The sequence below is a fragment of the Mycobacterium sp. E2327 genome, assembly GCF_001672675.1.
Lineage (GTDB): Bacteria > Actinomycetota > Actinomycetes > Mycobacteriales > Mycobacteriaceae > Mycobacterium.
The window spans coordinates 121,671-146,445 of the sequence record NZ_LZKE01000222.1 but is presented as its reverse complement, the minus strand read 5'-3'; the positions used below and the strand labels follow the sequence as shown (position 1 = coordinate 146,445).

The following is a 24,775-nucleotide window of genomic DNA, read 5'->3' as shown; positions in this document are numbered from 1 at the left end:
GCCTTCGGGTCGACAGACTCGGTCGTGCCAAGCCCGACTACCCCGTCGGCGGGGTCAGCAAACTGTCATGCGGCCGAACGGGGACCCACTTGCGCGATCGGCAGGTGCAAAACCACCGCCGCGACCGGCATCGCCTCGTGTTCGTGGCGCGCCAGCAGGGCCGCGTTCTCGGGAAGCTGACGCGAGTTGATTTCGCCGGCGGCGATCCGCCGCAGCACGTCGTGGGCACGGGCGAGCTGTTCCCGCTTCCGATACTGGCCGCCGGGCAGCTTCACGCCGGCCCAGACCCCGTACTCCTCGCGGTGTGCGATGGCGTGCTGGGCGCAGCGACGCTGCTGGGCGAGCGGACAGCGGCGCAGGCATTGGATCCGCGCTTCGGTCGCGGAGCGCTCGTAGGCGCGTGCCTTCGCCGCGCCGTCACCACCGTCGTCGTCGGGGTAGCCAAACCACAATTCCGGGTTGGCTGCGCAAGGGTGTCCCATGGCCGGTCTCCTTGGGTCAGTAGCAAAACGTAGCCAAAAGCGTATACACATGTCGTACGCCCGCGCAAGAGAAACGTGATAAAAACGTATATCCGCAGGATGGGCGGGCCCCGTGTGTAATATCCGGCCTATGGCCGGAGCCTGCGGTGAGCCGTGAGTCGGCCGGCGCCGCGATCCGCGCGTTGCGCGAGTCACGCGACTGGTCGCTGGCGGAGCTCGCCGCCGCCACTGGGGTCAGCATCATGGGCCTCAGTTTTCTGGAGCGCGGCGCCCGCAAGCCGCATAAAAGCACAGTTCAGAAGGTCGAAAATGGACTCGGCTTGCCACCGGGCACCTACTCCCGCCTGCTGGTAGCCGCCGATCCGGACGCCGAGCTGGCCAGGCTGCTGGCCGCACAGCCGGTCGACACGAGGTCGGCGACGCCCGCCGGCACGGTCGTCGTCGACCGCCACAGCGACACCGAAGTGCTGGAAGGTTACGCCGAAGCCCAACTCGACGCCCTCAAATCCGTCATCGATCGGCTGCCGGCGACAACATCAAACGAATATGAGACGTATATTCTGTCTGTGATCGCTCAATGCGTGAAGGCCGAGATGCTGGCCGCGAGCTCGTGGCGCGTGGCCGTCAACGCCGGCGCCGATTCCACGGGGCGGCTCATGGAGCATCTACAGGCACTCGAGGCGACGCGCACCTCCCTCCTCAAGCGCATGCCGACCAGCTTGAGCGCGCGGTTCGATCGGGCGTGCTCGGAGGCTTCGCTGCCGGAGGCAGTCATCGCCGCCCTGGTCGGTGTCGGCACCGACGAAATGTGGGACATCCGCAATCGGGGCGTGATACCCCCTGGGGCCCTCCCCCGCGTTCGCGCCTTCGCCGAGGCGGTCGAGGCGACGGGTGGCGAGGGGGCGCCGTGAATGCAAACGAAATCGAGGTGTTGAGCCGCGCGCATCGACTGTTCGCCGGCGACACTCGGCAGCCGACGCTGGATGCCGGCACGGTGCCCTACGGCGTGATGAATAGCGCTGTGGCACAAGGTCATTACCAAATAGCCGCGGAACGCGGCCGGGAGCGGCTGCTATCGGCCGCGCGCACGGACGCCGCGGCCGCCGACATCATCGCCGCCGCCCACCGGGATCGGGCCCTGGCCGGTGCGCTGACCAAATCCCTGGTCGACGAGGCCCGCGCGGACACCGCCGCCACCCCGGTGACGCCGATGGCCCAGCGCGAGGCGATGCGCCGCAGCGTCGCCCGACTGCGCGCGCAGCGGTCCCATGTCCTGTCGGCCCGCGCGAACGCGCGAAGGCACTCCGCGGCGCTGCGGACGCTGCGATACCGGTTGACGCATCATCGCGGGGCACCGACCCGCGCGGCGATCGCCGTGCGCGCGGCGTTGTCGCGGCTGGGGCGTCCGTACGTCTGGGGTGCGACGGGGCCGAACCAGTTCGACTGTTCCGGGTTGGTCCAGTGGTCCTACGCCCAGGCGGGCATCCGCTTGGGCCGCACCACCTATGAGCAGATTGATGACGGGATGCCAGTTTCCCGTTCCCAGGTCCGCCCGGGCGACCTGGTCTTCCCCCACGCCGGACACGTCCAGATGGCCATCGGCAACAATCTGGTCGTCGAAGCGCCCTACTCGGGCGCGTCGGTGCGAATCAGTCCACTGGGCAGCAACATCGCGATTCGCCGCCCGCTATGACACGAAAAGGTTGAACAAATGTCGGAACCAGCCGGACCTTCGATGGGCGCCATCCAGGCGCGGCAGTCGGCGTTGGCCGGCCAGCATGGCACCGCCGCCGACGCCGACCGCGTGCTGGCGGAAGTGCTTGCCAGCGCGCATGCCGCGACCCGCGAAAGCATCGGTCGGCTCGACGCCATCGCCGAGGAGATCGACCGCGCCGCCAGCGGCCGCTCGTACCTTGCCGTCGATACCCCGATGGGGGCGCGCGAATTTCGTCGGTTCCTGGCCGACAAGCAGCGCGAGATCGCGACGGTGGTCGCCGACGCGCGCGAACTCGGCCGCGCGAAAAAGGCTGTGCTGGATGGCTTGCGCGCTCAGTACACCGTCCCCACCGGCTAGCCCGATCGCGCTTCGATCCGGTCGTGCACAGGCGCGCCGGGGTGAATTGTCGACGGGCAGATGCCTGGGTACTGTCGCCCGGCATGGAGGGGCCGCGACACCGATGTCGACGTATGACGAGCTGATCAACACGATCAAATCCGTCCGGGACCGCACCGGCGACCCGAACGCGTGGCAGGCCGGCTTGGCGCCGAATGAGGTGACGGCGATCATCACCCCCACCACCCGGGCCGACCAACTCGAGGCGATCGTGCGCAAGATCCGCCAGCAACATTTGGACATCTTCGGCGCCGCGGCGCCCGTATCCGACCGGGAACAGGGCGAAGCCGCCGAGGCCATGGCGGGGGCCGAAGCCGCACTGGCACACCAGAATTCGGCGAGCTCCCAGCTCGATATGCAAGTGATCACGGCGATCTTGAACGCCCACCTGAAGTCCCTCGAGGGCAGAGAAGCCCTGTCGAAGCTGCAGCGCGAGACCGAAGCCGCCGTCCTGAGCCGGTCGGATCTCGACACTCCGGCGGGCGCGCGGGATTTCCAGCGATTCCTCATCGGCAAGCTCAAAGACATCCGGGCGGTCGTCCTGAACGCGAGCCTCGACGACACGTCGAAATCGGCGCTGATGGCCGCGTGGACTTCGCTCTACGACGCCTCCAAGAGCGGAGCCGACGGCCGGCCGCCCGCGACCCCCGCCCCCGTCGCCGCACCCGCCGACACCACGACGCAGGAGCCGGTCGAGGACCTCGAGACCGGCTGGGACCCGCTACTGGATTCGATGCCGGCCGACGACTCCGGCCCGCCCGCAGCGGATTCCCCGGTGCCGGCCACCGCCGGGGGCGGCCCGGCCCCGGCAGCGCCCTCGGCACCGCTGATGCCGGCCATCCCGAGCCTCGGCGCCGGATCGCTGCCGGGCCTGGGTGGGCTGGGCGGCCTGCCGTTGCCCGGGCCGGCGGACGTCGCTCGCACCGACCCGTTGCGGGGCGCGGGCGACGAACGGCTGGTCGGGTCGCACGACCCGGAAGCGGACGATCCCGAGAAAGAGCAAAACCGGGCCGACGCAGAAGACGCCGGGACGGACGAGCGCGATTCGCCGCCGGTGGGTCCGAGCACGGTGACCCTGCCCGACGGCGACACGGTCACCGCGGCCAGCCCACAGCTCGCCGCGGTGATCAAAGCCGCCGTCGGCGGCGCGCCTATCGCAGATGCCTTCCAGCAGCAGGGAATTACCATCCCGCCGCCGGGGACGGCGGTCACCGACCCCGTCGACCCGCTGCGAGCGGTACCCGGCGACATCGGCATCCTCACCGATCGTCACGCGCTCGCGCTCGGTCACGAGAAGGCCCTTCTCGACGGCCAGATTCAGCGCATCGCCTCCGTGAACGGTCCGAGCTTTCTAGGCTGGGAGCATCCACCGGCGGCGACCGCGCCCGCCGCGCCGCCGGCGGAGCCGCACACACCGACACCCACCGGGCCGGCCGCCACGTCGACCGCATGAGAATAGTGATCTCGCCGGGCTTCCCCGGCGCCGCAGGAAGAGGAGACAGCAGATGGCCGAGCCAATCCGCGTGGTGCCCGCGCACTTACGTCAAGCCGCTGCGCATCACCAGGAGACCTCCGACTACTTGCGCACCGTTCCGTCGTCGCACGCCGCGATCCAGGAAAGCCTGGACTCACTCGGGCCTATCTTCGGTGAACTGCGTGAGGCCGGGCGCGATCTGCTCGAGCTCCGCCGCCAGTGCTACGAACAGCAAGCCGACGACCACGCCGACATGGCCGAGAAATTGGGCATTTCGGCGGCCGCGTGGGAACAGCACGAGCAGGACGCGGCACGAGATTTCGGCGGCATCATCGACGGCGGTCGATGACGGACGCCAATCCAGCCTTCGACACCGTCCACCCGAGCGGGCACATCCTGGTCCGCTCCTGCCGCGGTGGGTATATGCACAGCGTCGCGCTGAGCGAAGAGGCGATGGAAACCGACGCCGATACGCTGGCACAGGGCATCCTGCTGACCGCCGATGTGTCGTGCCTCAAGGCGTTACTCGAAGTCCGCAACGAGATCCTTGCGGCAGGCCATACCCCGTCGATGGAAGTCCCCACCCCGCACGATCTTGATGCGGCCATCGAAAAGCTGCTGGCGCACAAACTGCGCCGCCGCGACGGCGCGCGCTAGCGGCTCAAGGGCCTAAAGCAGCCACCTCTTCGCGCTGTCCGGATCGGGCGCGATGTCGGTAGGCGGCTCTATGGGATTGGGGCCGAACAACTCTCGGGCACGGGCCAGCAGGGCACGCACCTCGTCGAGTTGCTGCTGCAGCGCAGAATCAGCCATGTCCCCACGCTACCCAGGCCATCGAAGCTGCACAATTCACTGACTGAATGGACGCCCCGATGGATGTCGGTAGGCTTAACCAGTGGCAATCTTCGGTCGGATGGCGGCGCGCCAGCGCCTCCGGAGAGCTACTCGGGAGTCACTGACGATTCCCGCCTTCAGCTCTCCGCTGGATTGCACGCCCTGGGTGACGGGCGGGCTTTGGCCTGCCGAACTTTCCACGACGAACGACGAAACCGCCAGTCTCGCAGAGTATCTCAAGGACGACCTGCAACGGATCACCCGAAGCGCCAATGACGAGCTGCGGGCCATCAAGCTGGCGGGAATGCCCGATTTCACCAGACGGGCGGAAGAAGCCAGGGTCATCGACGAGGCACGGGCCCGCGCCGCGCGACGAGTCGATTCGACGATTCGCCAATTGCACGCGATGCGCGCCGCGGCGCCCGTCGAACGCGACCGCCCGCGGGATGCCGAAACCCTCAACGGCGCCGATTTGGAGACGACGCAGGTTATCCCCGTCGTCATCGACGCCGAGTGCCCGGGAGGAAGCAACGGCGCCGATCTCGAGGAGACTCAGGTCATCCCCGTCGTCACCGACGTGGCCGCCCCGGAAGCCACCGAGGCTCGGCACCGAGCCCCCGACGACGGCGCCGCGACGCCGGAACCGGTGCCGCAACCCACGGAGCCCCGGGAAGAAGCGGTCACCCCGGCAACCGCGGCCGCACGCGAATCCGACGACGAGCGGTTGCGGCGGCTCCTCGCGTTCGTGATCCATCAAGAGCCGCGCCTCAATTGGGCGGTCGGTGATCGTCCCGACGGCACCACCGTATTGGTCACCGACTTCGCCCACGGCTGGATACCGCCGGACATCGCGATTCCGGAGGGCGTGCGGTTGCTGGAACCGGAGCGGCGCGCCGGAAAGGTATCTGCCGTGCTGGGCGAAACCGAGCGCGCCGTCACCTACGCGCCCGGGGATTCTTTGGGCCGGCTGGACGACTTCGCCGAGACCAAGGCCTCGGCGCAGCCCCGCGAGTTGCCCGCGGTCGACGATCTCGGCTGGGAGTTGAGCCAGGCCACGCATTGGCGCGATGGACTGCCGCGGATGGTGCACACCGTGGCCCGGGCCGCCGCCGCCGGAACCGGCGTGGTGGAGGAAGAAATCGACCTGCTGAGAGTGCATCTCGATACCGCGCGTTATCAGCTGCTGACCCAGTACCCGGACCTCGATCCCGCGCTCTTCCTCAATTGTTTGTTGCTGGCCGCCACCGAAGCCGCCGCGACCGGAGACGCGGTGGCGGCGAACTACCACCTGGCCTGGTTTCAGAAACTCAGCGCGCCGTAACGGCTCATCGACCGGGGCTTGGTCAGATGGCCCCGGCTCTCTTCGCGCGCTCGCGCGCTCATCGACCGGGTCCGGGAGGCCCGGCGAAAGCCTGCGCGATCTCGAGCCACCGCTGCGCGTCGGGACCGTGCGCTGTGATGTCGAGCGCCCCCAACGGGCGCCGCTGGGTCACCAGGAAGCAGAAGTCCTCGGCGGAGCCCGTGACGCGCTGAGCGGCGTCCGGCGGCCCCCAGGACCAGGTGTCGCCGCCGGGCCCGCGCAGCTCGACCAGGAACGGGTCCGCGGGCGGCGTCAGGTTGTTGATGGCGAACGCGTAATCGCGGGTGCGCACCCCGATGTGCGCGATCGACCGCAGGCGCTCGGTGGCTGGGCGCTTGACGCCGAGCGCGTCGGCTACGTCGAGTCCATGCGCCCACGTTTCCATCAACCGGGCCGTCGCCATCGAGGCCGCGCTCATGGGTGGCCCGAACCACGGCAGCTTGCGACCGTCGGGCACCGTCAGCAGGGTGTCGTGCAGCCTTGCTCGGGTGGTCCGCCACTCGACGAGCAGCTCGGGCGGCGCGACGGCGGCAAGTTCCTCGGCGCCCGCGTCGACGAACCCGGTGGGGTCGGCCGAAGCCGCCGCGAGCACGGCGGCGAAGCCCTCCTCGTCGGTGGCCGCGGTCAGCGCAACCCGGTCCGTCCACAACAGGTGCCCGATCTGGTGCGCGATGGTCCAGCCGGGCGCGGGCGTCGCATCCGCCCAGCGGTCCGGCGCAAGCGGCGCCACCAACGTGTCGAGGTCGTCGCTTTCGGCCCGCAGGTCGGCCACCATCGGCGCGGCACCGGTCATGTATGCACCTTAACCAGTGCCCGCCGGCTGGCCGCGACGGCCGATGGAGGCGTGCATGGCCAGCCCGATCAGGTACAGCCCCGAGCCGAACAGCACGAACCCCGGCGCGCGTCCGTCGTCGGGAATCAGCGTGGCGGACAACGTGATCGAGACGATGAACGCCACCCAGAACAGCGCGTCCTGCACCGCGAACACGTGTCCGCGCAGCGCGTCGTCGACATCCATCTGCATCGCGGAGTCGGCGCAGAGCTTGACCACTTGACCGGCCAGGCCGAGCAAAAAGCCACACACCACCATCACCGGGAGCCGCAGGCTGGCACCCGGGATCTGGATGACCGCGGCCGCCACCAGCGCGCCATTGGCCGTGGCGTAGCGCCCCCAGCGGCGCACCACCGCCGGTGTCAACAAGTTGGCCAGGAACGCCCCCAGGCCCGCCGCGGCGAAGAACAGCAACGCGATACCGAGGCCCCCGGTCGCCGGGCGCGGACCGGGCAAATGGTGCACCAGCACCAGCATCACCAGCGAATTAATGCCCACCACCATCCGATGCGCGGCCAGGCCGGACAGGGTGGCCGCGACCGTCGGGCGCTGCACGACCGTCCGGGCGCCGTGCAGCCAGCCGGTGATCACCGCGTAGACGGCCGATCCGTGGATCGCGCGCTTGGTGTCGTCCGGGCCCAGCACCCGGGCCCCGAACCGCAACGACAGGAACAACGCGATCGACACCGGTATCGCGGTGATGAAGATAATCACCGAGGCGCCCTCGTCGCCGGCGCCGACGAAAAACCGGGGCACCAGCATGAAGTTGGCGCCGAGGAAGGCCGCGAAGGCGCCGGATGCGGTCGCCACCGAGTTCATGGTGACCACCTGCTCCCGCGGCACCACATGCGGCAGGGACGCCGAGAGGCCGGATGCGACGAACCGGGCCAGGCCGTTGGCGAGCAGCGCGCCGATCAGCAGGGGTATGTCGCCGGCCCGCAACGCCAGGATGGTGCCGATGCAGGCGAGGAGGACTAGCCGGCCCACGGTGGCACCGACCAGCACCAGCCGGCGATCCCAGCGGTCCATCAGCGCGCCGGCGAACGGCCCGAGCAGGGAGTAGGGCATGAACAGCACCGCGAACGCGCGGGCGATGGCCATCGGGTCGGCGGCGCGGTCGGGGTTGAACAGCAGCGCCCCGGCCAGGGTGGCCTGGAAAAGGCCGTCGCCGAACTGGCTCGCCACGCGCACCTGGAGCAGCCGCCAGAAGTCCGGCAAACCGCGCACCGACCGCCACAGGTCGACGGGTGCGCGTGACTGCATCCGGGATTGAATCACAGAACCGACTTCCACCGTTGGGGTTGGGCGCCATCGCCAACAGTACAAATATGTATCGGCCATGCCCGATTGCACCGGCCGACGTTACGAAGGTGCGATGATGGTTTGATGCCGCCCGAAGATCCGGAGGACTACGTAGCACCCGCAGCGCAGCGGGTGCGTGCCGGCACCTTGCTGCTCGCCAACACCGATCTTCTCGAGCCGACTTTTCGGCGCAGCGTGATCTACATCGTCGAGCACAACGACGGCGGCACACTGGGTGTCGTGCTCAACCGGGCCAGCGAGACCGCGGTGTACAACGTATTGCCGCAGTGGGCCAAGCTGTCCGCCAAACCCAAGACGATGTTCATCGGCGGGCCGGTCAAGCGCGACGCGGCACTTTGCCTGGCGCCGCTGCGGATCGGCGCCGATCCGGAGGGCGTGCCGGGCTTGCGGCATGTGGACGGCCGGATCGTCATGGTGGACCTGGACGCCGACCCCGACCTGATCGCTCCCCTGCTCGAAGGGGTGCGCATCTTCGCCGGCTACTCCGGCTGGACCATCGGTCAGCTCGAGGGTGAGATCGAACGCGACGACTGGATTGTCTTGTCCGCCTTGCCATCTGACGTGCTAGCCGGGCCGAGGGCCGATCTGTGGGGGCAGGTGCTGCGCAGGCAACCGCTGCCGCTGTCGCTGCTTGCTACCCACCCGATCGACGTCAGCAGAAACTAGCCCATTTCGTCCGGCGCGGCCGAGATCGCCGACGGCGCCGGGCCGGCCTCGTCGTCGTCGCGCGCCAGCCTGCTGGCAATCACCGCGCAGACCACCAACTGGATCTGGTGAAAGATCATCAACGGCAACATGGTCAAACCGACTGTGGCCGCCGGGAAAAGCACCAGCGCCATCGGAAGTCCGGACGCCAGGCTCTTTTTCGAGCCGCAGAACAGCAGGACGATCGCGTCGCCACGGTCCAGCCTGGCCAGCCGGCCGACGGCGGTGGTGACGCCCAGCACCACCGCCAGCAGCACGGCGGCGACGACGGTCACCGAGATCAGGCGCCACACATCGACACTGACCCAGATCCCCTTGACGACGCCCATCGAGAAGGCGGTGTAGACCACCAGCAGGATGGATCCGCGATCCACCACCTTCAGCAGCGCCGCGTACCGGGTAATGAGCCCGCCCAACCATGGGCGCGCCAGCTGACCCGCCGCGAACGGCAGCAACAGCTGCACCATGATGTCGCGAATCGCGGTGCCGTCGACCCGCGGCGCGCCGGTGGTCGTCATCAACAGGACCACCAGCAGCGGCGTCAGCACCACGCCGAGGATGTTGGACAACGACGCGCTGACGATGGCGGCCGAGACGTGCCCCCGCGCGATCGAGGTAAACGCGATGGACGATTGCACGGTCGACGGGACAAGGCACAAAAACAGCAGCCCGTTGTAGAGGTCGATGGTCAGCACCGACGGCATCAACGCTCGGGCGGCCAATCCCAGCATCGGGAAGAGGACGAACGTCGTTGCCAGCACCAGCAGGTGCAGCCGCCACTGTCGGACACCGTGCCAGGCCTGCTGGGGCGACAGGCGGGCGCCGTAAAGGAAGAACAGCAACGCGATCGCGGCTTTCGCCGCGACCGACACGGCATCGGCCGCTTCGCCGCGTGCCGGGACGAGGGCGGCCAACGCAACGGTCGACCCCAGCGCCAGCAGGAAAGTATCGATCGGCAACGCCGACAGCCGTTTCAACATGACGGCTCGAGCGGTAAGGGTGTCAGTGGCAAGACTGCGTGCAGACGGCGCAGCTGCCGGCGCAGTCGGCCGCCGTGGCTTCACTGCGCAGCGCGAAACGCGCGCTCTGCCACGACCCGGTGGCCAGCGTCCCCAGGGCGCCGGCGACGCAGATGATCAACACGACCAGAGCGGTGTCGGGGGAGGCGGCCAGGGCCACCACACCGCCGGCGGCAAACATCACGGCGGCCGCCAACTGGGGCGGAGCCATGGCGCGCAACGCCAATTCGGTGCCGCCGACGCCTTCGGTGGTCTGGTTGTGGGAGAGCGACCAGGTCCCGAACCCGGCGGAGGCCAACGCCGCACACATGCACACCACGCCTGCGATCAACATGGCCTCACAATACGAGTCCGAACGCACGCCCGCGCGCCGGGCTCGAGCAGCTTTCGTTTAGCGGCCGATTAACGCCCTTGCAGGAACGCGAAGTTCGGCAGCGGCGGCAAACCCGGCACCATGGTCAACAGGTTGGGTCGGGGTGCGGCCACCTGGTTGGGTGGTACCGGCTGCGAGGGAAGCCCGACCGGCGCCGCTCCGACCGGCGCCGCTCCGACCGGCTGGGGGGGAAGCCCGACCGGGGCCGCGCCGGCTGCTTGGGCGGGAATGCCGACTGGGGCCGCAGCGGCGCCCGGTCCGGGTACGGGTGCGGCGGTTCCGGGCACGGTCACCCGGAAACCGTTGACGATCGCGTCGGTCGCCGGCGCGTCCGCGACGGCCACCGCACGGTCGGTGGTCACCGACATCGACACCAGGTACTTGTCATGCCCGGACGTCGCGATCACGTGCCGGCGCGACGTGTTGAGCAGCATGTCGCCGTCGCGGTAGGTGCCCTCGATGATCGACGACGGGAAGCCGCCGAAGTCGGCCATCGAGGCGTTCGTGGTCTGCCAGAGGGGAAGTTGCTGGCTGTCGACGAAGCCGTGGGTGATGGCCTCTTTCGGATCGAAGTTACCGACCAGCTTGTACACCACCACCTGCGCGTTCGAGGTGTAGATGCTGGTCCCATGCCGGTCGGCGATCACCGCGAACGCGTCGGGCACGTTGGGGTCGGGCACCTGCGTCCAGCGGGTGGGCAGCGGCAGTGTGATGTCCAGCGCCTTGAAGCCCTGGGGTTTCTGCGCCTCCAGCTTGACGCCCTTCGACTGGAAATAGTCACGCAGTGTGCCCGAGACGCCAGGTGTCTGCGCCGGGGGCAGCGGCGCGGCCGGTGCGACGGCCGCGGGCGCGGGTGCCGCCGGCGCGACGGCCGGGGTTGGCGCCACCGGATTTGCCGCCGGGGGAGCGGCGAGCAATCTGTTCCCGGGAACCTGTGCGGGGGCGGCCGTGACGTTCTGCGGCGCCGGCGCCGCGACGGCGGGGACGGGCGGCGGCGCGGGGAGCGCGGGCAGTACGGGATCTGCCGAAGCGGTGGCGCCCGCGAACGCGGTAACGCCGATCGCACCGGCCGTCAAACCTCCGGCTAATACCCGCACGGTACGGGCGATGTGAATCATCTGCGTCGATCCTTCCCATGGCCCCGGGTCCCAGCACCCGTCGTAGAGGCTGACTGTAACCACAGGTCAAACGCGCTGGATACCGTCGAAATCGACCTGGGATGAAGCTCTGATCGGCGCGCAACGCAACCGAGACCAACCTGTGGCCGGCAAGCCGGTCCGGACGACCCTTATACCCTGTTCAGGTGACCGAATCCCCGACCACGGCGCCTGGGGGCACCCCGGCCGCCGCCGCGCCGGACCCCGATGCGCCGCCGTTTCGCTACACCGCCGCGCTGGCGGGCCGCGTCGAGAGCACCTGGCAGGAGAACTGGGCGGAGCTCGGCACGTTCAACGTACCCAACCCCGTCGGTGATCTGGCTCCGACCGACGGGCGGCCCCTGCCCGAGGACAAGTTGTTCGTGCAGGACATGTTTCCGTATCCATCGGGTGACGGACTGCACGTCGGGCACCCGCTCGGTTACATCGCCACCGACGTCTACGCCCGGTACTTCCGGATGACGGGCCATAACGTGCTGCACGCGTTGGGCTTTGACGCGTTCGGGCTGCCCGCCGAGCAATACGCGGTGCAAACCGGCACACACCCGCGCACCAGGACCGACGCCAACATCGTCAACTTCCGGCGCCAGCTGGGCCGGCTGGGCCTGGGCCACGACAGCCGGCGCAGCTTCTCGACCACCGACACCGAGTTCTACAAGTGGACCCAGTGGATCTTCCTGCAGATCTACAACGCGTGGTTCGACCCCGCCGCCAACAAGGCGCGGCCGATCTCCGAGCTGATCGCCGAGTTCGATTCCGGCGCAAGGCGTCTCGACGACGGACGCGACTGGGCAACGCTGACCGCGGGGGAGCGGGCCGACGTGATCGACGGCCACCGACTGGTCTATCGAGCCGACTCGATGGTGAACTGGTGCCCGGGACTGGGCACGGTGCTGGCCAACGAAGAGGTCACCGCCGACGGCCGTAGCGACCGCGGCAACTTCCCGGTGTTCCGTAAACGGCTGCGGCAGTGGATGATGCGCATCACTGCGTATGCCGACCGGCTGCTCGACGATCTCGAGCTGCTCGATTGGCCGGATCAGGTAAAGACGATGCAGCGCAACTGGATTGGTCGATCGACCGGGGCCCAGGCGCTGTTCTCGGCGACCACCGGCGATGGCTCGGCGGTCGACATCGAGGTGTTCACCACTCGGCCCGACACGCTGTTCGGCGCGACGTACCTGGTGCTGGCGCCCGAGCACGACCTGGTCGACGAATTCGTCGCCGCCGCATGGCCCGACGGCACCGACCCGCGGTGGACTTACGGCGCCGCCGCACCGGCCGACGCCGTCGCCGCCTACCGCCGCGCGATCGCCGCGAAGTCGGACCTCGAACGCCAGGAGAGCAGGGAGAAGACGGGCGTCTTCCTGGGCAGCTACGCGACCAACCCGGTAAATGGGAAACCCGTTCCGATCTTCATCGCCGACTATGTGCTGGCCGGCTACGGTACCGGGGCGATCATGGCGGTTCCCGGCCACGACCAGCGCGACTGGGACTTCGCCCACGAGCTGGGGCTGCCGATCGTGGAAGTCATTGCCGGTGGGGATATCTCGCAGGCGGCGCATGCGGGCGACGGTGTGCTGGTCAACTCCGGCTACCTGGACGGCATGGATGTGGCGACGGCCAAGGAGGCGATCACCGCCCGCCTGGAGGCCGATGGCCGCGGGCGGGCGCGCATCGAATTCAAGCTGCGCGACTGGCTTTTCGCCCGGCAGCGGTATTGGGGTGAGCCGTTCCCCATCGTCTTCGACAGCGACGGACGGCCGCACGCGCTCGATGAGTCGGCGCTGCCGGTCGAACTGCCCGACGTGTCGGACTACTCGCCGGTGTCGTTCGACCCCGACGACGCCGACAGCGAGCCGTCGCCGCCCTTGGGCAAGGCGACCGACTGGGTACACGTCGAGCTCGACCTGGGCGATGGCCTCAAGCCCTACACCCGGGACACCAACGTGATGCCGCAGTGGGCCGGCAGCTCCTGGTACGAGCTGCGCTACACCGATCCGCACAACTCAGAACGGTTCTGCGCCAAGGAAAACGAGGCGTATTGGATGGGCCCGCGGCCCGCCCAGCACGGCCCGCAGGATCCCGGCGGGGTCGACCTATACGTCGGGGGCGCCGAACACGCGGTGTTGCACCTGCTGTACTGCCGGTTCTGGCACAAGGTGCTGTACGACCTGGGTCACGTGACCTCGCGCGAGCCCTATCGCCGGCTGGTGAACCAGGGCTACATTCAGGCCTTCGCGTACACCGATTCGCGCGGATCGTATGTCCCGGCGGAGGAAGTGATCGAACGCGGCGGCCGATTCTTCTATCCGGGACCGGACGGCGAGATCGAGGTTGCCCAGGAATTCGGGAAGATCGGTAAGAGCCTGAAGAATTCGATCTCTCCGGACGAGATCTGCGACGCATACGGTGCGGACACGCTGCGGGTGTACGAGATGTCGATGGGGCCCTTGGAGGCGTCGCGGCCGTGGGCGACCAAGGACGTGGTCGGCGCGCACCGCTTCCTGCAGCGGGTGTGGCGGTTGGTGATCGACGAGCAGACCGGCGAGACTCGGGTGGCCGATGACCCCGGCCCACTGGGCACCGAGACCCTGCGGTCGCTGCACCGCACCATCGCCGGAGTCTCCGAAGACTATGCGGCGCTGCGCAATAACACCGCGGCGGCCAAGCTGATCGAGTACACCAACCACCTCACCAAGGAGCACCGCGACTCGGTGCCGCGTGCGGCGGTCGAGCCGCTGGTGCTGATGCTGGCGCCGCTGGCCCCGCACATGGCCGAGGAGCTCTGGTCGCGGCTGGGCCACGGCGCCTCGTTGGCGCACGGGCCCTTCCCGCAGGCCGACCCGGCCTACCTCGTCGAAGACACCGTGGAATACCCGGTGCAGGTGAACGGCAAGGTGCGCGGACGCGTGGTGGTGGCGGCCGACGCCGACGACGACACGCTGAAGGCCGCGGCCATGGGCGACGAGAAGGTGCAGGCGTTCTTGGCCGGCGCCGCCCCGCGGAAGGTGATCGTGGTCCCCGGCCGGCTGGTCAACCTGGTCGTCTAGCTTGCGCCGGTCAGTGCTTGCGCGGCCGCAGCACGACTTCGTGGACGTGACCGTCGGGTGGGGTGGCCACCGCGTTGGCGACCGCCGCCGCGACCGTTTCGGGCCGCAGGAAGTTCGCCGGGTCATATTGGTCGCCTTCGAACGCGACGAGTTCGCGTTGCATGGCGCTGTCGGTGCGGCCGGGGTAGATGGTGGTCACGCGCAGCTCCGGCTCGTCGGCGCGCAGCGAATCGGCGAAGGCCCGCAACGCGAACTTGCTGGCCGAATAGGAGGCCATGCCGGGTGAAACATTTTGCCCCGCACCGGAGTTGATGAACACCACCTGGCCCCGGGCCCGCCGCAGCGCCGGCAGCAGGGCCAGCGTCAGTTCCACGACCCCGAAGACATTGACGGCGAACGTGGCGCGCCAGTCGTCCACGTTGGACTCGGCGACACGGCCGGGGATGGATACCCCGGCGTTGTGGACCAGCACGTCGAGTTCGTCGACGATTTCGCAGCTGGCCTCGATCTCGCCGGGGTCGGTGAGGTCGAGCGGAAAGGTGGTGGCGCCGAGCCGCTCCGCGACGGCGTCGAGCCGGTTGGAGGACCTGCCCGCCAGCAGCAGGGTGTGGGTGGTGGACAGTGCCGCGGCGATCGCGGAACCGATGCCGCCGCTCGCGCCGGTGATGAGTGCGATAGGCATGAACTCAGTCTACGGAAGCGACCAATTCCGTTGGGGATCAGCCACTTTCAGGCCTGCTTGCGCGCGGGGGGCTCCCCGGCGGGCGGCGATTCGCCGCAGCCCAGGCGTTCCAGCGGCGCCAGCGCACGTGCCAGGGTATTGAGGTCGGACTCGGGCAGCTGGCTGAGCATCGCGGCCAGGGCGGCATGCCGGTTGGCCAGCGATTCCCCATGCACTGCCCGTCCCCGCGGCGTGATGTCGACGAGCACCGCTCGCAGGTCGGAGGGGTCGCGCGAGCGTTTCACCAGCCCGATCTTCTCCAGCCGGCGGATCGCGACCGTCGTGGTCGGGGTGCGCACCCGTTCGTGCGCGGCCAGGTCGGTCATCCGGATGGGGCCCTGGTCGAGGAGCGTGATCAGGATGGACAGCTGCGCCAGGGTCAGGTCGCCGGCCACCACCCCGCTGGGATCGCCGCGGCGCAGAATCGAAAACAATTTGGACAACGCGCGGTGCAAACCTTCCGCAAGCTCCGTCACCTCGGGTGCGGTGGATTCGCTGTCCGCCATAAGTCGGCAGTCTAACCCGATATGCGTGGCGTACAAGGGAGCTATTCCGGACCGGTTATCGACGTTTCAAAGGACTTGGGACAAGAACCGCTGCAGGCGCTCCGTCTTGGCGGCTTCGAATATCTGCTCCGGGGGGCCCGATTCCAGGACCTTGCCGTGATCCATAAAAACGACGGTGTCGGATGCCGACCGGGCGAAGCCCATTTCGTGGGTGACGACAATCATCGTCATGCCGTCGGCTCCGAGGTCGGCGATGAGTTGCAGAATGCCCTTGACCATTTCGGGATCGAGCGCCGAGGTCGCCTCGTCGAAGAACATCACCTGCGGCGCCATGGCCAGCGCGCGGGCGATCGCGACCCGTTGTTGTTGGCCACCGGACAACATGGCGGGGCGGGCATCTGCCTTGTGTTTCAGGCCAACTCGGTCCAGTTGAGCGAGCGCAAGGTCGCGGGCCGCGTCCGCGGAGAGCCGCCGCAGCTTGCGCGGCGCCAACGCAACATTTTTCAGCACGGACAGATGCGGGAACAGATTGAAATGCTGGAACACCATGCCGATGCGCTGGCGCAGCTCGTTGGGATCGTCGCGCAACACCGACTTGCCGTCGAGCAGGATGTCGCCGCTATCGGGCTCGTGCAGTCGATTCAGGGTGCGCAACAGCGTCGACTTGCCGCTACCGGACGGTCCGATGACGGCCACCGTGGTGCCCGCGGGGGCCTCGAAATCGACGCCGCGCAGCACCAAGTTTCCACCAAGGGTTTGGTGAACATCCTTGGCCGCCAGCGATACTGGCGCGCGGTGGGCGACAGTCGCCGTCACGTCATCTCCTGGCTTAACGGCGTCGCGAGCACATGGTCGTGGTCTTCTGGCTTGGCGGCGGAGCGGCCGCGGCGAAGCCGGCCGTCTATGTAGTTCACGAAATGCGTTAACGGAATGGTCAATATCAGATAGAAGAGACCCGCGGCGACCAAAGGCGACAAACTGCCGGTCTGCGCGTTGAGGTCACGGCCGACCTGAAAGAGCTCTCGCTGTTTGGCGACCAGGCCGAGGAAGTACACCAGGGCGGAGGCCTTCAACAGCCCGATGGCCTGATTGACGAGGGCCGGCAGCACCCGCCGTATTCCCTGCGGTACCACCACCAAACGCATCGCGGTCGCGTAGCTGAACCCGAGTGCGCGGGAGGCCTCGAGTTGGCCGGGGTCGACGCTTTGGATCCCCGCGCGCAGAATCTCGCCGATGTAGGCGGCGGCCATCAGTCCCAAGGCGGCGATGCCTAACGGGTAGGGGTTCTTGTGCGTCAGCCCGCCGACCAACGGCCCGACGCCCATCCCGATGATCAGGATGATCACCACTTCGGGCAGACCGCGGAAAATGTCGGTGTAGATTCGCGCCGGCCAGCGCAGCCAGCGTGAATGCGAAATCCCGGCCATTGCCAGCAGCATCCCCAGCGCCAGGCCGATAACCAGTGCGCTGTTGGTCAGGATCATCGTGTTGGGCAGGCCGACGGTGAGAAGAATCGGGATGGCCTGCCGATACAGATCCCAGTCGAAGAACGACTCACGCAACTGGTCCAGCGTCGACATCGGCGCGGCCGGGCCAACCGGCTCACGATGGTGGCTCGCGGCGATCGCGGCGAAGTTCGGCAGGCGTGGGGTGGGAGCCGCTTTGGATCCAGGTTTCCAGCCTGGCGGCATTGTCCGCGGTACCCATTGGCAGTACAGGTTCGCCCAGGTGCCGTCGGCGATGACGGCGTCCAGCCCGGAATTCAGCGCGTCGATCAACGGCTGGTTGTCCTTGGCGACCGCGTAGGCCACGAAGCTGCCTCGGCTGAAGGTGTTCGCCACCACCACCGCCGGGTCGCCCGGTCGAATGATGGTCGAGGCCAGGGTTCCCGGCGCCACCCACGCATCGAGCTGGCGGGTCTTGAGATTCGCGTACAGGGTGGCGAAGCCGGGAAACTTCACCGGCTGCAGGTGCAGGTGGTCGACGACGTACGCCTCCTCGACGGTGCCCTGGACCACGCCGATGCGCTGGCCCGCCGCGAGATCGCTGAATTGGTGGATCGCCGAACCGGGCGGGACCACGAGCGAATAGAAGCCGAAGTCGTAGCCGTTGGTGAACGAAACCGTGCGACGGCGGGCGTCGGTGGCTTTCACTGACGCCGACCCGACGTCGAAACGCCGCGATGCGACTTGGGCGAGCAGCGCGGAGAAATCCGTGCTGACAAAGCGGACTTGGAGGCCGAGCTTGGCCGCGATGGCCCGCAACAGCTGGTTGTCGAAGCCGCTGAATTCGCCGGTGGGATTGATGCAGATGTTGGGCGGAGCGTCCGACAGGGTGCCGACCGTCAGGACGCCCGGCGTGCTCAGCCCCAAGGCGCCGCCATCCACCGACGCGAGCGGCTCGACGGTGGCCGTGGTGTTCCGGTCGTCGTCATCCGTAGCTGGGTGCTCGATCAGATCCTTCGGCAGGACGCGGGCGCTGTCCAAGCCGCCCGGCGCGCACTGATTCCAGTCGGCGGCGGCGGGTGCGGCCATTGTCAGGCCGCAGACAATCAGCATTGTCGTGGCCAGCGCGAAGAGCTTTCGGCACATGGGACGCCGGTCCAGGCGCAAACTCATCACCGCTACCGTATCGGCACACCGGCAACCTGGCTCGCCGGAAAGAGATTTACAGCGCGATCGACGGTTCGTCCTCGGCCGCCTCCGCGCCGGCCAGTACCCGAAGCGGGCCCGCGACGACTTGGCCGATGTCATCCGGCGCGGAGAACACCCTGCGCCGAAACAGCTCGGTCAGCATGGTCTGGGCCATCAGGTTGGACCGGCCGACGCATGCCGCCCGCGCGGCCTCCGGGTCCCGCCGGTGGATCGCGGAGGTCTCGTCTTCGTAGAACGGCAACATGTCGTCGCGGCTGCATTGGTAGGTCATCCAGAACACTCGCGGGATGAGGTTTTGCGAAGCGCGGATCGTGGCGTGCAGCCGCGGGCCCGCGTATTCGTCATTGATCGTGCGTCGGTATTCCCCGGCGATTTCCGAGAAGGCGCGGGCTTCTTTGGCGGAGCGCAGCGATCGCATCAGCGTATCGAGCTGACCCAGGATCCGGGGCGTGGGGTTGGTGGCCGCGCGAGCCGAGGCAATGCCGTTGAGCAAGCCGTCGAGTTCGTGATGTTCCAGGACGGTCGCTTCGTCGAACCGCTCGACGAATGCGCCCCGGTGATAGCGGGTGGACACGATCCCGTCGTGTTCCAGCTGCACCAGCGCCTCTTGGATCGGCACTCTGCTGACCCCTAAGCCGACCGCGATCTCGTTGCGATCGACGCGGTCGCCGCTGCGAAGTTTCCCCGTCAGAACCAGGTTGAGAATGTGCGAAACCACCTGGTCTTTTTCTTTGACCCCGTATTTTTTTGGCATCCGTTTCTTGAGTGCCTTTCCAACCGGTTCGGTCCACCTAGCGCAGAGAGTTTCTCATGTCTTGGCGCAGTGTTCAGCTCTTTGGTGGATGAATCGAAACCAAAACGGGGAGCGAATTCGAGCAGCGGCCCCTAGCGTCCGTCGCGCCACTTGCACAGCGCCTCGGCGGCGCCGAGGTCGTAATCCGGACCGCCACAGCCGACGGTCAGCATCGTGACGCCGAGGTTCACCAGCGCATCGGCGTTGGTGATCAGCTGGCCGCCCGAAACGTCGCCGCTGACCGCGGCCGAGCGTTCGATCGCGGCCGGGTCGCGGCCGACGTCGGCGCAGTGCCGCTCCAGGACCGCGGACTTGGCCGGGAGCTCGTCGGCCGAACTGAAGCTGTGCCAGACGTCGGCGTATTCGGCCACCAGCCGCAGGGTCTTGCGTTCGCCACCGCCGCCGATGAGCACCGGGATGTCGCGGGTCGGCGGCGGGTTCAGCTTGGCCAGCCGCTCCTTGATCCGCGGCAGGGCGCCCGCCAGGTCGTCGAGGCGGCTGCCGGCGGTGCCGAATTCGTAGCCGTACTCGTCGTAATCCTTTTGCTTCCAGCCCGAACCGATCCCCAGGACGAGCCGGCCCGCGGATATGTGGTCGACGGTGCGGGCCATGTCGGCGAGCAATTCGGGATTGCGATAGGAGTTGCACGTCACCAGCGCACCGATTTCGATGCGTGACGTCTGTTCGGCCCAGGCGCCGAGCATCGTCCAGCATTCGAAGTGCGGGCCGTCGGGATCGCCGTAGAGCGGGAAGAAGTGGTCCCAGTTGAAGGCGATGTCGACGCCGATGTCTTCACAGCGGCGAACCGCGTCGCGGAGCTGGCCGTAATGCGGGGCGTGCTGGGGCTGCAATTGCACGCCGATACGAACGGGACGGTCGGGAGTCATAACACCCACCGTAGGCTCAGCCCGCGTCGAGCACTCCGCGCAGGATCTCGATAAGCGCGCGGGGTTGGTCGCTCTGCACGGAATGGCCCGAATTGTCGACCACGTGCGCCGCTCGGAAATTGCTTGCGCGCCTGGCTAATTCGGCGGCATCGTCGTCCGTGACGAAGCCCGAGGAGCCGCCGCGGATGAGGGTGACGGGCGCCGACAGCCCGTCGACGTCGTCCCACAGGCCGTCGAAGTCGGGGAACTTGCGGATGGCGTCGTAGCGCCAGGACCAGTTGCCGTTGTCGAGGCGGCGGGAATTGTGGAACACGCCGCGACGCAGCGCCTTGACCTCGCGGTGCGGTGCCGCCGCGATGGTCAGGTCGAGCATGGCCTGGAAGCTGGGGAACTCGCGCTCACCGTGCATCAGCGCAACCGTGCCCTGCTGCTCTTTCGTCAGCTCGGAGTGGCGTTGTAACGCCGACGGGGTGACGTCGATCAGGACGAGTTCGTTCACGAGTTCGGGTGCCACCGCGGCCAGCCGGATCGCGGTCAGCCCACCGAGCGACATTCCGACGACGAGGTCGGCGCTCGGCGCGTGCTCGCGCACCGCCGGCAACAGGGCGTCGGCGTTCAGCTGCGGCGAGTAGTCGCCATCCTCGTGCCATGCCGAATGCCCGTGCCCGGGCAGATCCAGGGCCAGCGCCGGCTCACCGAGACCGACGATCACGGTGTCCCAGGTGTGCGCGTTCTGCCCGCCGCCGTGCAGGAAGACAATTCGCGGGGGACGGTCCAACGAGGGGGCGCCCCAGCGTAGCGCGCTGATCTTGCGCTCCGAGGCGCCGGATTCGACCCGCTTCACGTCGGGCAGCGGACCCGGAACGCCGGCCTGCTCAGCGTTTTCGGTAAGGAGCGAGAACTCCGACAATTCGGCGAGTCGGTCCTCAGATATCTCGGTCACGGTCTAAAGACACTACTTTGGACCGCGGGATGTGCGTCCAGGGTTTTGCGCGTGCATTCGGGGCGCCCTCAGCTCCCACCGCACACCCAAGCGGCCCGCAAAACAAGCGTGCGGTGAGGCCACCCAAGGCGACCCCACCGCACACCGGTACGGAGAGTTACCCCTCGATGATGAACTCTTCGAGTTGGGCCCGCGCGATGTCGTCGGGCAGTTGCTGCGGCGGGCTCTTCATCAGGTAGGCCGACGCCGGCACCACCGGGCCGCCGATGCCGCGGTCCTTGGCGATCTTGGCCGCGCGCACCGCGTCGATGATGACCCCGGCCGAGTTCGGCGAGTCCCATACCTCGAGCTTGTATTCGAGGTTCAGCGGAACGTCACCGAACGCGCGGCCCTCCAGCCGCACGTAGGCCCACTTGCGGTCGTCGAGCCAACCGACGTGGTCGGACGGCCCGATGTGCACGTCCTTGGTCTTGAACTCGCGCTGCAGGTTTGAGGTGACCGCCTGCGTCTTGGAGATTTTCTTGGATTCCAGCCGCTCGCGCTCCAGCATGTTGAGGAAGTCCATGTTGCCGCCGACGTTGAGCTGCATGGTGCGGTCCAACTGCACGCCGCGGTCCTCGAACAGCTTGGCCATGACGCGGTGGGTGATGGTCGCGCCGACCTGACTCTTGATGTCGTCGCCGACGATCGGAACGCCGGCGTCGGCAAACTTCTTGGCCCATACCGGGTCGGAGGCGATGAACACCGGCAGCGCGTTGACGAACGCCACGCCCGCGTCGATCGCGCACTGCGCGTAGAACTTGTCGGCCTCCTCGGAGCCCACCGGCAGGTAGGACACCAGCACGTCGACGTTGTTCTCCTTGAGGACCTTGACCACGTCGACCGGCTCGGCGTCGGACAGTTCGATGGTGTCGGCGTAGTACTTACCGATGCCGTCGAGGGTCGGACCGCGTTGCACAGTCACGTTGGTGGGCGGCACGTCGGCGATCTTGATGGTGTTGTTCTCCGACGCGAAGATCGCCTCCGACAGGTCGAACCCGACCTTCTTGGCGTCGACGTCGAACGCGGCCACGAACTTCACGTCGCGGACGTGGTACTGGCCGAACTTCACGTGCATCAGGCCGGGCACCGTGCTGTTCTCGTCGGCTTCGAGGTAGTACTGCACGCCCTGAACCAGCGACGAGGCACAGTTTCCGACGCCGACGATGGCGACTCGTACCTCTGTCGACGCCTCGGGCGCCCCGAACGGCTTGTGGTCACTCATAGGGCGTTCTCCTAACTTCTGTTACTTCTGTCTTAGGTGTTCTGGTTGCGGGTTCGTGCAGGGGTTTCACGTCTGTTCGGACAGGCCTGGCATCGCCCGCTCCGCCGCGATCAGCTCGTTGAGCCACTTGACCTCGCGCTCGCTGGACTCGAGCCCGAGCTGGTGCAGCTGGCGGGTGTAGCGGTCGAACGAGCTGCTCGCCCGCGCCACCGCTTCACGGAGCCCTTCACGGCGCTCCTCGACCTGACGGCGACGGCCCTCCAGGATGCGCATCCGCGCCTCCGCCGGCGTGCGGTTGAAAAAGGCCAGGTGCACGCCGAATCCGTCGTCGGTGTAGTTGTGCGGACCGGTGTCGGCCACCAGCTCGCCGAAGCGCTGCCGGCCCGCGTCGGTCAGTTGGTAGACCCGACGAGCCCGCCGGACCGGGGTGCCGGCAGGCGCGGCGTCCTCGGCAATCAGCCCTTCGGCCTGCATGCGCCGCAGGGCTGGGTACAGCGATCCGTACGAGAAGGCGCGGAATGCGCCGAGCAGGCCCGTCAACCGTTTACGTAGTTCATACCCATGCATGGGCGATTCGATCAGGAGCCCCAGGATGGCGAGCTCAAGCATCGATATACACCCCCTCGAAATGGCTGGGAACGACTAAGTACGGCTTCTCTCAGCTAATTGCTTTGACCGACTTAACGGTCCGACGCCTCGCGTCATCGTATCGTTTCGATATATTCGCCACAACACTACCTGCCGTTGGTGCGCTATTCGTCACACTGCCGCGGAGACCGCTAGGACGGCAGATTGATGCGTTTGATGGTGCCGTCACCTGCGAAAACGATGTATCCGCCGCCGTAGTCGCCCGACACGTACACCGACAGCGAGAGCGCGCCCGGGGTGGTGGGGTCGGTCGAGGGATCGATCACCAGATAGGTGGTCTTGATGTCGGACTTCTTCATCCGGAGGCTCTCCGGGGCGCCGCGCACCAGGCCCACGGCGGCGGCGATATCGAATTTGGAGAGGTCGACCGGGACGGGACCGTCGGTGCCGCTCTTGGCCGAGCTGGTGGGGTCTCCCCATCCGCCGCGGTAGTCGTAGGCCAGCATGCGCCGGTCGTCGGAGGGGTCGGGGCGGTCCAGCACCGCGTAGGTCGGGTAGATCACCAGCCGGAAGCCCATGGTGTCGCCGAACCTTTTGCGCGTTTGCTCCATCAGGCCTGTGAGGCCGCCGACCGACAGCAGCTGCGTGGGCGGCGTCAGCACGACCGGGGCGACGCCGTCGGGCTTGGCTCCGGGGTCCGTCGTGAAATCCAGCGGCGAGCGGGTGTTGCCGTAGACGGCCCAACCGATGCCGACGCCCAGCAGGACCGACACGAGCAAGGCGGCGGCCAGGCCGCGCCAGCCACCGAACTTCGGCAGCATCGACGACGTTGACGCCCACGGGTGGGCGGTCGACTGCAGGCCGGCGGTGTCGCCCTGCAGGTCGTCCACCAAGGCCCGCAGTTCGCCCAGCGTGACCGCGTTGGTCGCCGCGCTGACGCGTTCTCGGTGCTCTTGATCGGATATCTCGCCGTCGTTCAGGGCGGTGTCGAGGATCTGGCAGGCGTCCTGCCGGTCGCGGTCCTTGGCGCGGGTCGTCGACGTGGCGCCGGCAACCGCGCCGCGCGCCGTCGTCCCGAGCAATTTCGCCACGCCGATGATCGTAGAAGTCCCGTCCGGATCCGGCACAGGACGCCGACGGCCGATCGTCGCGGCACGGTCCGGCGACGGCGTCGGTTGCGTATCGGCGGTGCGGGCGGCCACGTACTCTGGTCAGCGTGCGACTGCAGCGACAAGTGGTGGACTACGCGCTTCGGCGGCGCTCCCTGCTCGCCGAGGTTTATTCGGGCCGCACCGGTGTAACCGAGGTGTGTGACGCCAACCCGTATTTGCTGCGCGCCGCGAAATTTCACGGGAAACAGAGCCAGGTGATGTGCCCGATCTGCCGCAAGGAGCAGCTGACCCTGGTGTCGTGGGTGTTCGGCGACCACCTGGGCGCGGTGTCGGGATCGGCGCGCACCGCCGAGGAGCTGGTGCTGCTGGCGACCCGCTTCCCGGAGTTTTCCGTCCACGTGGTGGAGGTGTGCCGAACGTGCAGCTGGAACCACCTCGTGAAGTCGTACGTGATGGGTGCGGCGCGCCCCCCCAAAGGCACCGGCGGCACCCGGACGGCGCGCAACGGCGCCCGCACGGCCATTGAGTAACGAAGGGCCCCACGACCAGTCGCCCAGTGACCTCAACGGATCGGCGACTGAG

General features: G+C 67.8%; 27 protein-coding genes. 10 read left to right on the top strand and 17 right to left on the bottom strand.

Going from position 1 to position 24,775, the window contains the following annotated elements; all coding sequences use genetic code 11:
- Positions 1–65: 65 nt before the first annotated feature.
- Positions 66–482, bottom strand: coding sequence for a WhiB family transcriptional regulator (locus A5712_RS25975; protein WP_068111974.1), 417 nt, complete (start codon positions 480–482; stop codon positions 66–68).
- Positions 483–628: 146 nt separating this feature from the next.
- On the opposite strand from A5712_RS25975, the gene A5712_RS25970 reads away from it, so the two are divergent.
- The 6 genes from A5712_RS25970 (at position 629) to A5712_RS25945 (ending at position 4,726) form a co-directional block, all read left to right on the top strand.
- Positions 629–1,393 carry a helix-turn-helix domain-containing protein gene (locus A5712_RS25970; protein WP_068111971.1) on the top strand — a complete coding sequence of 255 codons (765 nt, stop codon included), beginning with the start codon at positions 629–631 and terminating at the stop codon, positions 1,391–1,393.
- Positions 1,390–2,175: a C40 family peptidase gene (locus A5712_RS25965; protein ID WP_068111968.1), complete on the top strand. Its 786-nt coding sequence runs from the start codon at positions 1,390–1,392 to the stop codon at positions 2,173–2,175. Before A5712_RS25970 ends, A5712_RS25965 begins: the two co-directional genes overlap by 4 nt.
- A gap of 18 nt (positions 2,176–2,193) precedes the next feature.
- A complete protein-coding gene (locus A5712_RS25960; RefSeq protein ID WP_068111963.1) occupies positions 2,194–2,556 on the top strand; it encodes a DUF4226 domain-containing protein in 363 nt (120 codons plus the stop codon).
- A 103-nt stretch (positions 2,557–2,659) separates the two neighbouring features.
- A complete protein-coding gene (locus A5712_RS25955; RefSeq protein ID WP_068111960.1) occupies positions 2,660–4,048 on the top strand; it encodes a DUF4226 domain-containing protein in 1,389 nt (462 codons plus the stop codon).
- Positions 4,049–4,100: 52 nt separating this feature from the next.
- A complete protein-coding gene (locus tag A5712_RS25950) occupies positions 4,101–4,418 on the top strand; it encodes an ESX-1 secretion-associated protein (protein ID WP_068111957.1) in 318 nt (105 codons plus the stop codon).
- The gene (locus A5712_RS25945; protein WP_068111954.1) at positions 4,415–4,726 is read left to right on the top strand and encodes a DUF2694 family protein; all 312 of its coding nucleotides are present in this window, start codon (positions 4,415–4,417) and stop codon (positions 4,724–4,726) included. The genes A5712_RS25950 and A5712_RS25945 overlap by 4 nt, the downstream gene beginning before the upstream one ends.
- Positions 4,727–4,738: 12 nt before the next feature.
- Here the strand turns inward: A5712_RS25945 and A5712_RS31525 are convergent, their stop codons facing one another.
- Positions 4,739–4,882, bottom strand: a complete 144-nt coding sequence (locus A5712_RS31525) for a hypothetical protein (protein WP_169924623.1) — start codon at positions 4,880–4,882, stop codon at positions 4,739–4,741.
- An 82-nt stretch (positions 4,883–4,964) separates the two neighbouring features.
- Here A5712_RS31525 and A5712_RS25940 point away from each other — a divergent pair, with 82 nt between their 5' ends.
- The gene (locus A5712_RS25940) at positions 4,965–6,224 is read left to right on the top strand and encodes a DUF5631 domain-containing protein (RefSeq protein WP_068111951.1); all 1,260 of its coding nucleotides are present in this window, start codon (positions 4,965–4,967) and stop codon (positions 6,222–6,224) included.
- Positions 6,225–6,282: 58 nt separating this feature from the next.
- Here A5712_RS25940 and A5712_RS25935 read toward each other — a convergent pair whose 3' ends face one another.
- Complete coding sequence (locus A5712_RS25935) at positions 6,283–7,056, bottom strand: TIGR03084 family metal-binding protein (protein ID WP_068111946.1); 774 nt, start codon at positions 7,054–7,056, stop codon at positions 6,283–6,285.
- Between the two features lie 9 nt (positions 7,057–7,065).
- Positions 7,066–8,358, bottom strand: a complete 1,293-nt coding sequence (locus A5712_RS25930) for an MFS transporter (protein ID WP_068111943.1) — start codon at positions 8,356–8,358, stop codon at positions 7,066–7,068.
- A 123-nt stretch (positions 8,359–8,481) separates the two neighbouring features.
- Here A5712_RS25930 and A5712_RS25925 point away from each other — a divergent pair, with 123 nt between their 5' ends.
- Complete coding sequence (locus tag A5712_RS25925) at positions 8,482–9,084, top strand: YqgE/AlgH family protein (protein ID WP_156766772.1); 603 nt, start codon at positions 8,482–8,484, stop codon at positions 9,082–9,084.
- Here the strand turns inward: A5712_RS25925 and A5712_RS25920 are convergent.
- The 3 genes from A5712_RS25920 to A5712_RS25910 all read right to left on the bottom strand — a co-directional run bounded on the left by A5712_RS25920 (position 9,081) and on the right by A5712_RS25910 (position 11,633).
- Complete coding sequence (locus A5712_RS25920) at positions 9,081–10,100, bottom strand: bile acid:sodium symporter family protein (protein ID WP_068112040.1); 1,020 nt, start codon at positions 10,098–10,100, stop codon at positions 9,081–9,083. The genes A5712_RS25925 and A5712_RS25920 overlap by 4 nt on opposite strands.
- A gap of 25 nt (positions 10,101–10,125) precedes the next feature.
- Entirely contained in the window at positions 10,126–10,476 is a 351-nt protein-coding gene (locus A5712_RS25915) for a hypothetical protein (protein ID WP_068111935.1), read from the bottom strand.
- Between the two features lie 68 nt (positions 10,477–10,544).
- On the bottom strand, positions 10,545–11,633 hold the full coding sequence (locus A5712_RS25910; protein ID WP_068111933.1) for an LpqN/LpqT family lipoprotein: 1,089 nt from the start codon (positions 11,631–11,633) through the stop codon (positions 10,545–10,547).
- A gap of 185 nt (positions 11,634–11,818) precedes the next feature.
- Between A5712_RS25910 and leuS the strand changes: the two genes are divergently transcribed.
- Positions 11,819–14,725: a leucine--tRNA ligase gene (gene leuS / locus A5712_RS25905; protein WP_068111929.1), complete on the top strand. Its 2,907-nt coding sequence runs from the start codon at positions 11,819–11,821 to the stop codon at positions 14,723–14,725.
- Positions 14,726–14,735: 10 nt separating this feature from the next.
- Here leuS and A5712_RS25900 read toward each other — a convergent pair whose 3' ends face one another.
- From A5712_RS25900 to A5712_RS25855, 10 genes are all read right to left on the bottom strand, one after another.
- Positions 14,736–15,407 (bottom strand): SDR family oxidoreductase, encoded by a 672-nt coding sequence (locus tag A5712_RS25900; protein ID WP_068111925.1) that lies wholly within the window; start codon positions 15,405–15,407, stop codon positions 14,736–14,738.
- Between the two features lie 47 nt (positions 15,408–15,454).
- Positions 15,455–15,952, bottom strand: a complete 498-nt coding sequence (locus tag A5712_RS25895; protein ID WP_068111922.1) for a MarR family winged helix-turn-helix transcriptional regulator — start codon at positions 15,950–15,952, stop codon at positions 15,455–15,457.
- 66 nt (positions 15,953–16,018) lie between these two features.
- Complete coding sequence (locus A5712_RS25890; RefSeq protein ID WP_068111920.1) at positions 16,019–16,768, bottom strand: amino acid ABC transporter ATP-binding protein; 750 nt, start codon at positions 16,766–16,768, stop codon at positions 16,019–16,021.
- Positions 16,765–18,570 carry an ABC transporter substrate-binding protein/permease gene (locus A5712_RS25885; protein ID WP_068111916.1) on the bottom strand — a complete coding sequence of 602 codons (1,806 nt, stop codon included), beginning with the start codon at positions 18,568–18,570 and terminating at the stop codon, positions 16,765–16,767. The genes A5712_RS25890 and A5712_RS25885 overlap by 4 nt, the downstream gene beginning before the upstream one ends.
- A gap of 49 nt (positions 18,571–18,619) precedes the next feature.
- On the bottom strand, positions 18,620–19,360 hold the full coding sequence (locus A5712_RS25880; protein WP_068111912.1) for a GntR family transcriptional regulator: 741 nt from the start codon (positions 19,358–19,360) through the stop codon (positions 18,620–18,622).
- Positions 19,361–19,491: 131 nt separating this feature from the next.
- Positions 19,492–20,286 (bottom strand): LLM class F420-dependent oxidoreductase, encoded by a 795-nt coding sequence (locus A5712_RS25875; protein WP_068111910.1) that lies wholly within the window; start codon positions 20,284–20,286, stop codon positions 19,492–19,494.
- Positions 20,287–20,302: 16 nt separating this feature from the next.
- Entirely contained in the window at positions 20,303–21,229 is a 927-nt protein-coding gene (locus A5712_RS25870) for an alpha/beta fold hydrolase (RefSeq protein ID WP_068111906.1), read from the bottom strand.
- A 157-nt stretch (positions 21,230–21,386) separates the two neighbouring features.
- The gene (locus A5712_RS25865) at positions 21,387–22,493 is read right to left on the bottom strand and encodes an inositol-3-phosphate synthase (RefSeq protein ID WP_068111904.1); all 1,107 of its coding nucleotides are present in this window, start codon (positions 22,491–22,493) and stop codon (positions 21,387–21,389) included.
- Between the two features lie 66 nt (positions 22,494–22,559).
- A complete protein-coding gene (locus tag A5712_RS25860; protein WP_068111901.1) occupies positions 22,560–23,102 on the bottom strand; it encodes a PadR family transcriptional regulator in 543 nt (180 codons plus the stop codon).
- Positions 23,103–23,272: 170 nt separating this feature from the next.
- Positions 23,273–24,172: a DUF1707 domain-containing protein gene (locus A5712_RS25855; RefSeq protein WP_068112036.1), complete on the bottom strand. Its 900-nt coding sequence runs from the start codon at positions 24,170–24,172 to the stop codon at positions 23,273–23,275.
- A gap of 125 nt (positions 24,173–24,297) precedes the next feature.
- On the opposite strand from A5712_RS25855, the gene A5712_RS25850 reads away from it, so the two are divergent.
- A complete protein-coding gene (locus A5712_RS25850; RefSeq protein ID WP_068111897.1) occupies positions 24,298–24,723 on the top strand; it encodes a DUF5318 domain-containing protein in 426 nt (141 codons plus the stop codon).
- The last annotated feature ends 52 nt before the right edge of the window (positions 24,724–24,775 follow it).

What these genes read in the sequence shown, in the direction of transcription:
- A5712_RS25975 (WP_068111974.1), bottom strand. Translation starts at nt 482, where the DNA reads ATGGGACACCCTTGCGCAGCCAACCCGGAATTGTGGTTTGGCTACCCC.
- A5712_RS25960 (WP_068111963.1), top strand. Translation starts at nt 2,194, where the DNA reads ATGTCGGAACCAGCCGGACCTTCGATGGGCGCCATCCAGGCGCGGCAG.
- A5712_RS25955 (WP_068111960.1), top strand. Translation starts at nt 2,660, where the DNA reads ATGTCGACGTATGACGAGCTGATCAACACGATCAAATCCGTCCGGGAC.
- A5712_RS25950 (WP_068111957.1), top strand. Translation starts at nt 4,101, where the DNA reads ATGGCCGAGCCAATCCGCGTGGTGCCCGCGCACTTACGTCAAGCCGCT.
- A5712_RS25945 (WP_068111954.1), top strand. Translation starts at nt 4,415, where the DNA reads ATGACGGACGCCAATCCAGCCTTCGACACCGTCCACCCGAGCGGGCAC.
- A5712_RS31525 (WP_169924623.1), bottom strand. Translation starts at nt 4,882, where the DNA reads ATGGCTGATTCTGCGCTGCAGCAGCAACTCGACGAGGTGCGTGCCCTG.
- A5712_RS25935 (WP_068111946.1), bottom strand. Translation starts at nt 7,056, where the DNA reads ATGACCGGTGCCGCGCCGATGGTGGCCGACCTGCGGGCCGAAAGCGAC.
- A5712_RS25930 (WP_068111943.1), bottom strand. Translation starts at nt 8,358, where the DNA reads ATGCAGTCACGCGCACCCGTCGACCTGTGGCGGTCGGTGCGCGGTTTG.
- A5712_RS25925 (WP_156766772.1), top strand. Translation starts at nt 8,482, where the DNA reads ATGCCGCCCGAAGATCCGGAGGACTACGTAGCACCCGCAGCGCAGCGG.
- A5712_RS25915 (WP_068111935.1), bottom strand. Translation starts at nt 10,476, where the DNA reads ATGTTGATCGCAGGCGTGGTGTGCATGTGTGCGGCGTTGGCCTCCGCC.
- A5712_RS25910 (WP_068111933.1), bottom strand. Translation starts at nt 11,633, where the DNA reads ATGATTCACATCGCCCGTACCGTGCGGGTATTAGCCGGAGGTTTGACG.
- A5712_RS25900 (WP_068111925.1), bottom strand. Translation starts at nt 15,407, where the DNA reads ATGCCTATCGCACTCATCACCGGCGCGAGCGGCGGCATCGGTTCCGCG.
- A5712_RS25895 (WP_068111922.1), bottom strand. Translation starts at nt 15,952, where the DNA reads ATGGCGGACAGCGAATCCACCGCACCCGAGGTGACGGAGCTTGCGGAA.
- A5712_RS25885 (WP_068111916.1), bottom strand. Translation starts at nt 18,570, where the DNA reads ATGAGTTTGCGCCTGGACCGGCGTCCCATGTGCCGAAAGCTCTTCGCG.
- A5712_RS25880 (WP_068111912.1), bottom strand. Translation starts at nt 19,360, where the DNA reads ATGCCAAAAAAATACGGGGTCAAAGAAAAAGACCAGGTGGTTTCGCAC.
- A5712_RS25875 (WP_068111910.1), bottom strand. Translation starts at nt 20,286, where the DNA reads ATGACTCCCGACCGTCCCGTTCGTATCGGCGTGCAATTGCAGCCCCAG.
- A5712_RS25865 (WP_068111904.1), bottom strand. Translation starts at nt 22,493, where the DNA reads ATGAGTGACCACAAGCCGTTCGGGGCGCCCGAGGCGTCGACAGAGGTA.
- A5712_RS25860 (WP_068111901.1), bottom strand. Translation starts at nt 23,102, where the DNA reads ATGCTTGAGCTCGCCATCCTGGGGCTCCTGATCGAATCGCCCATGCAT.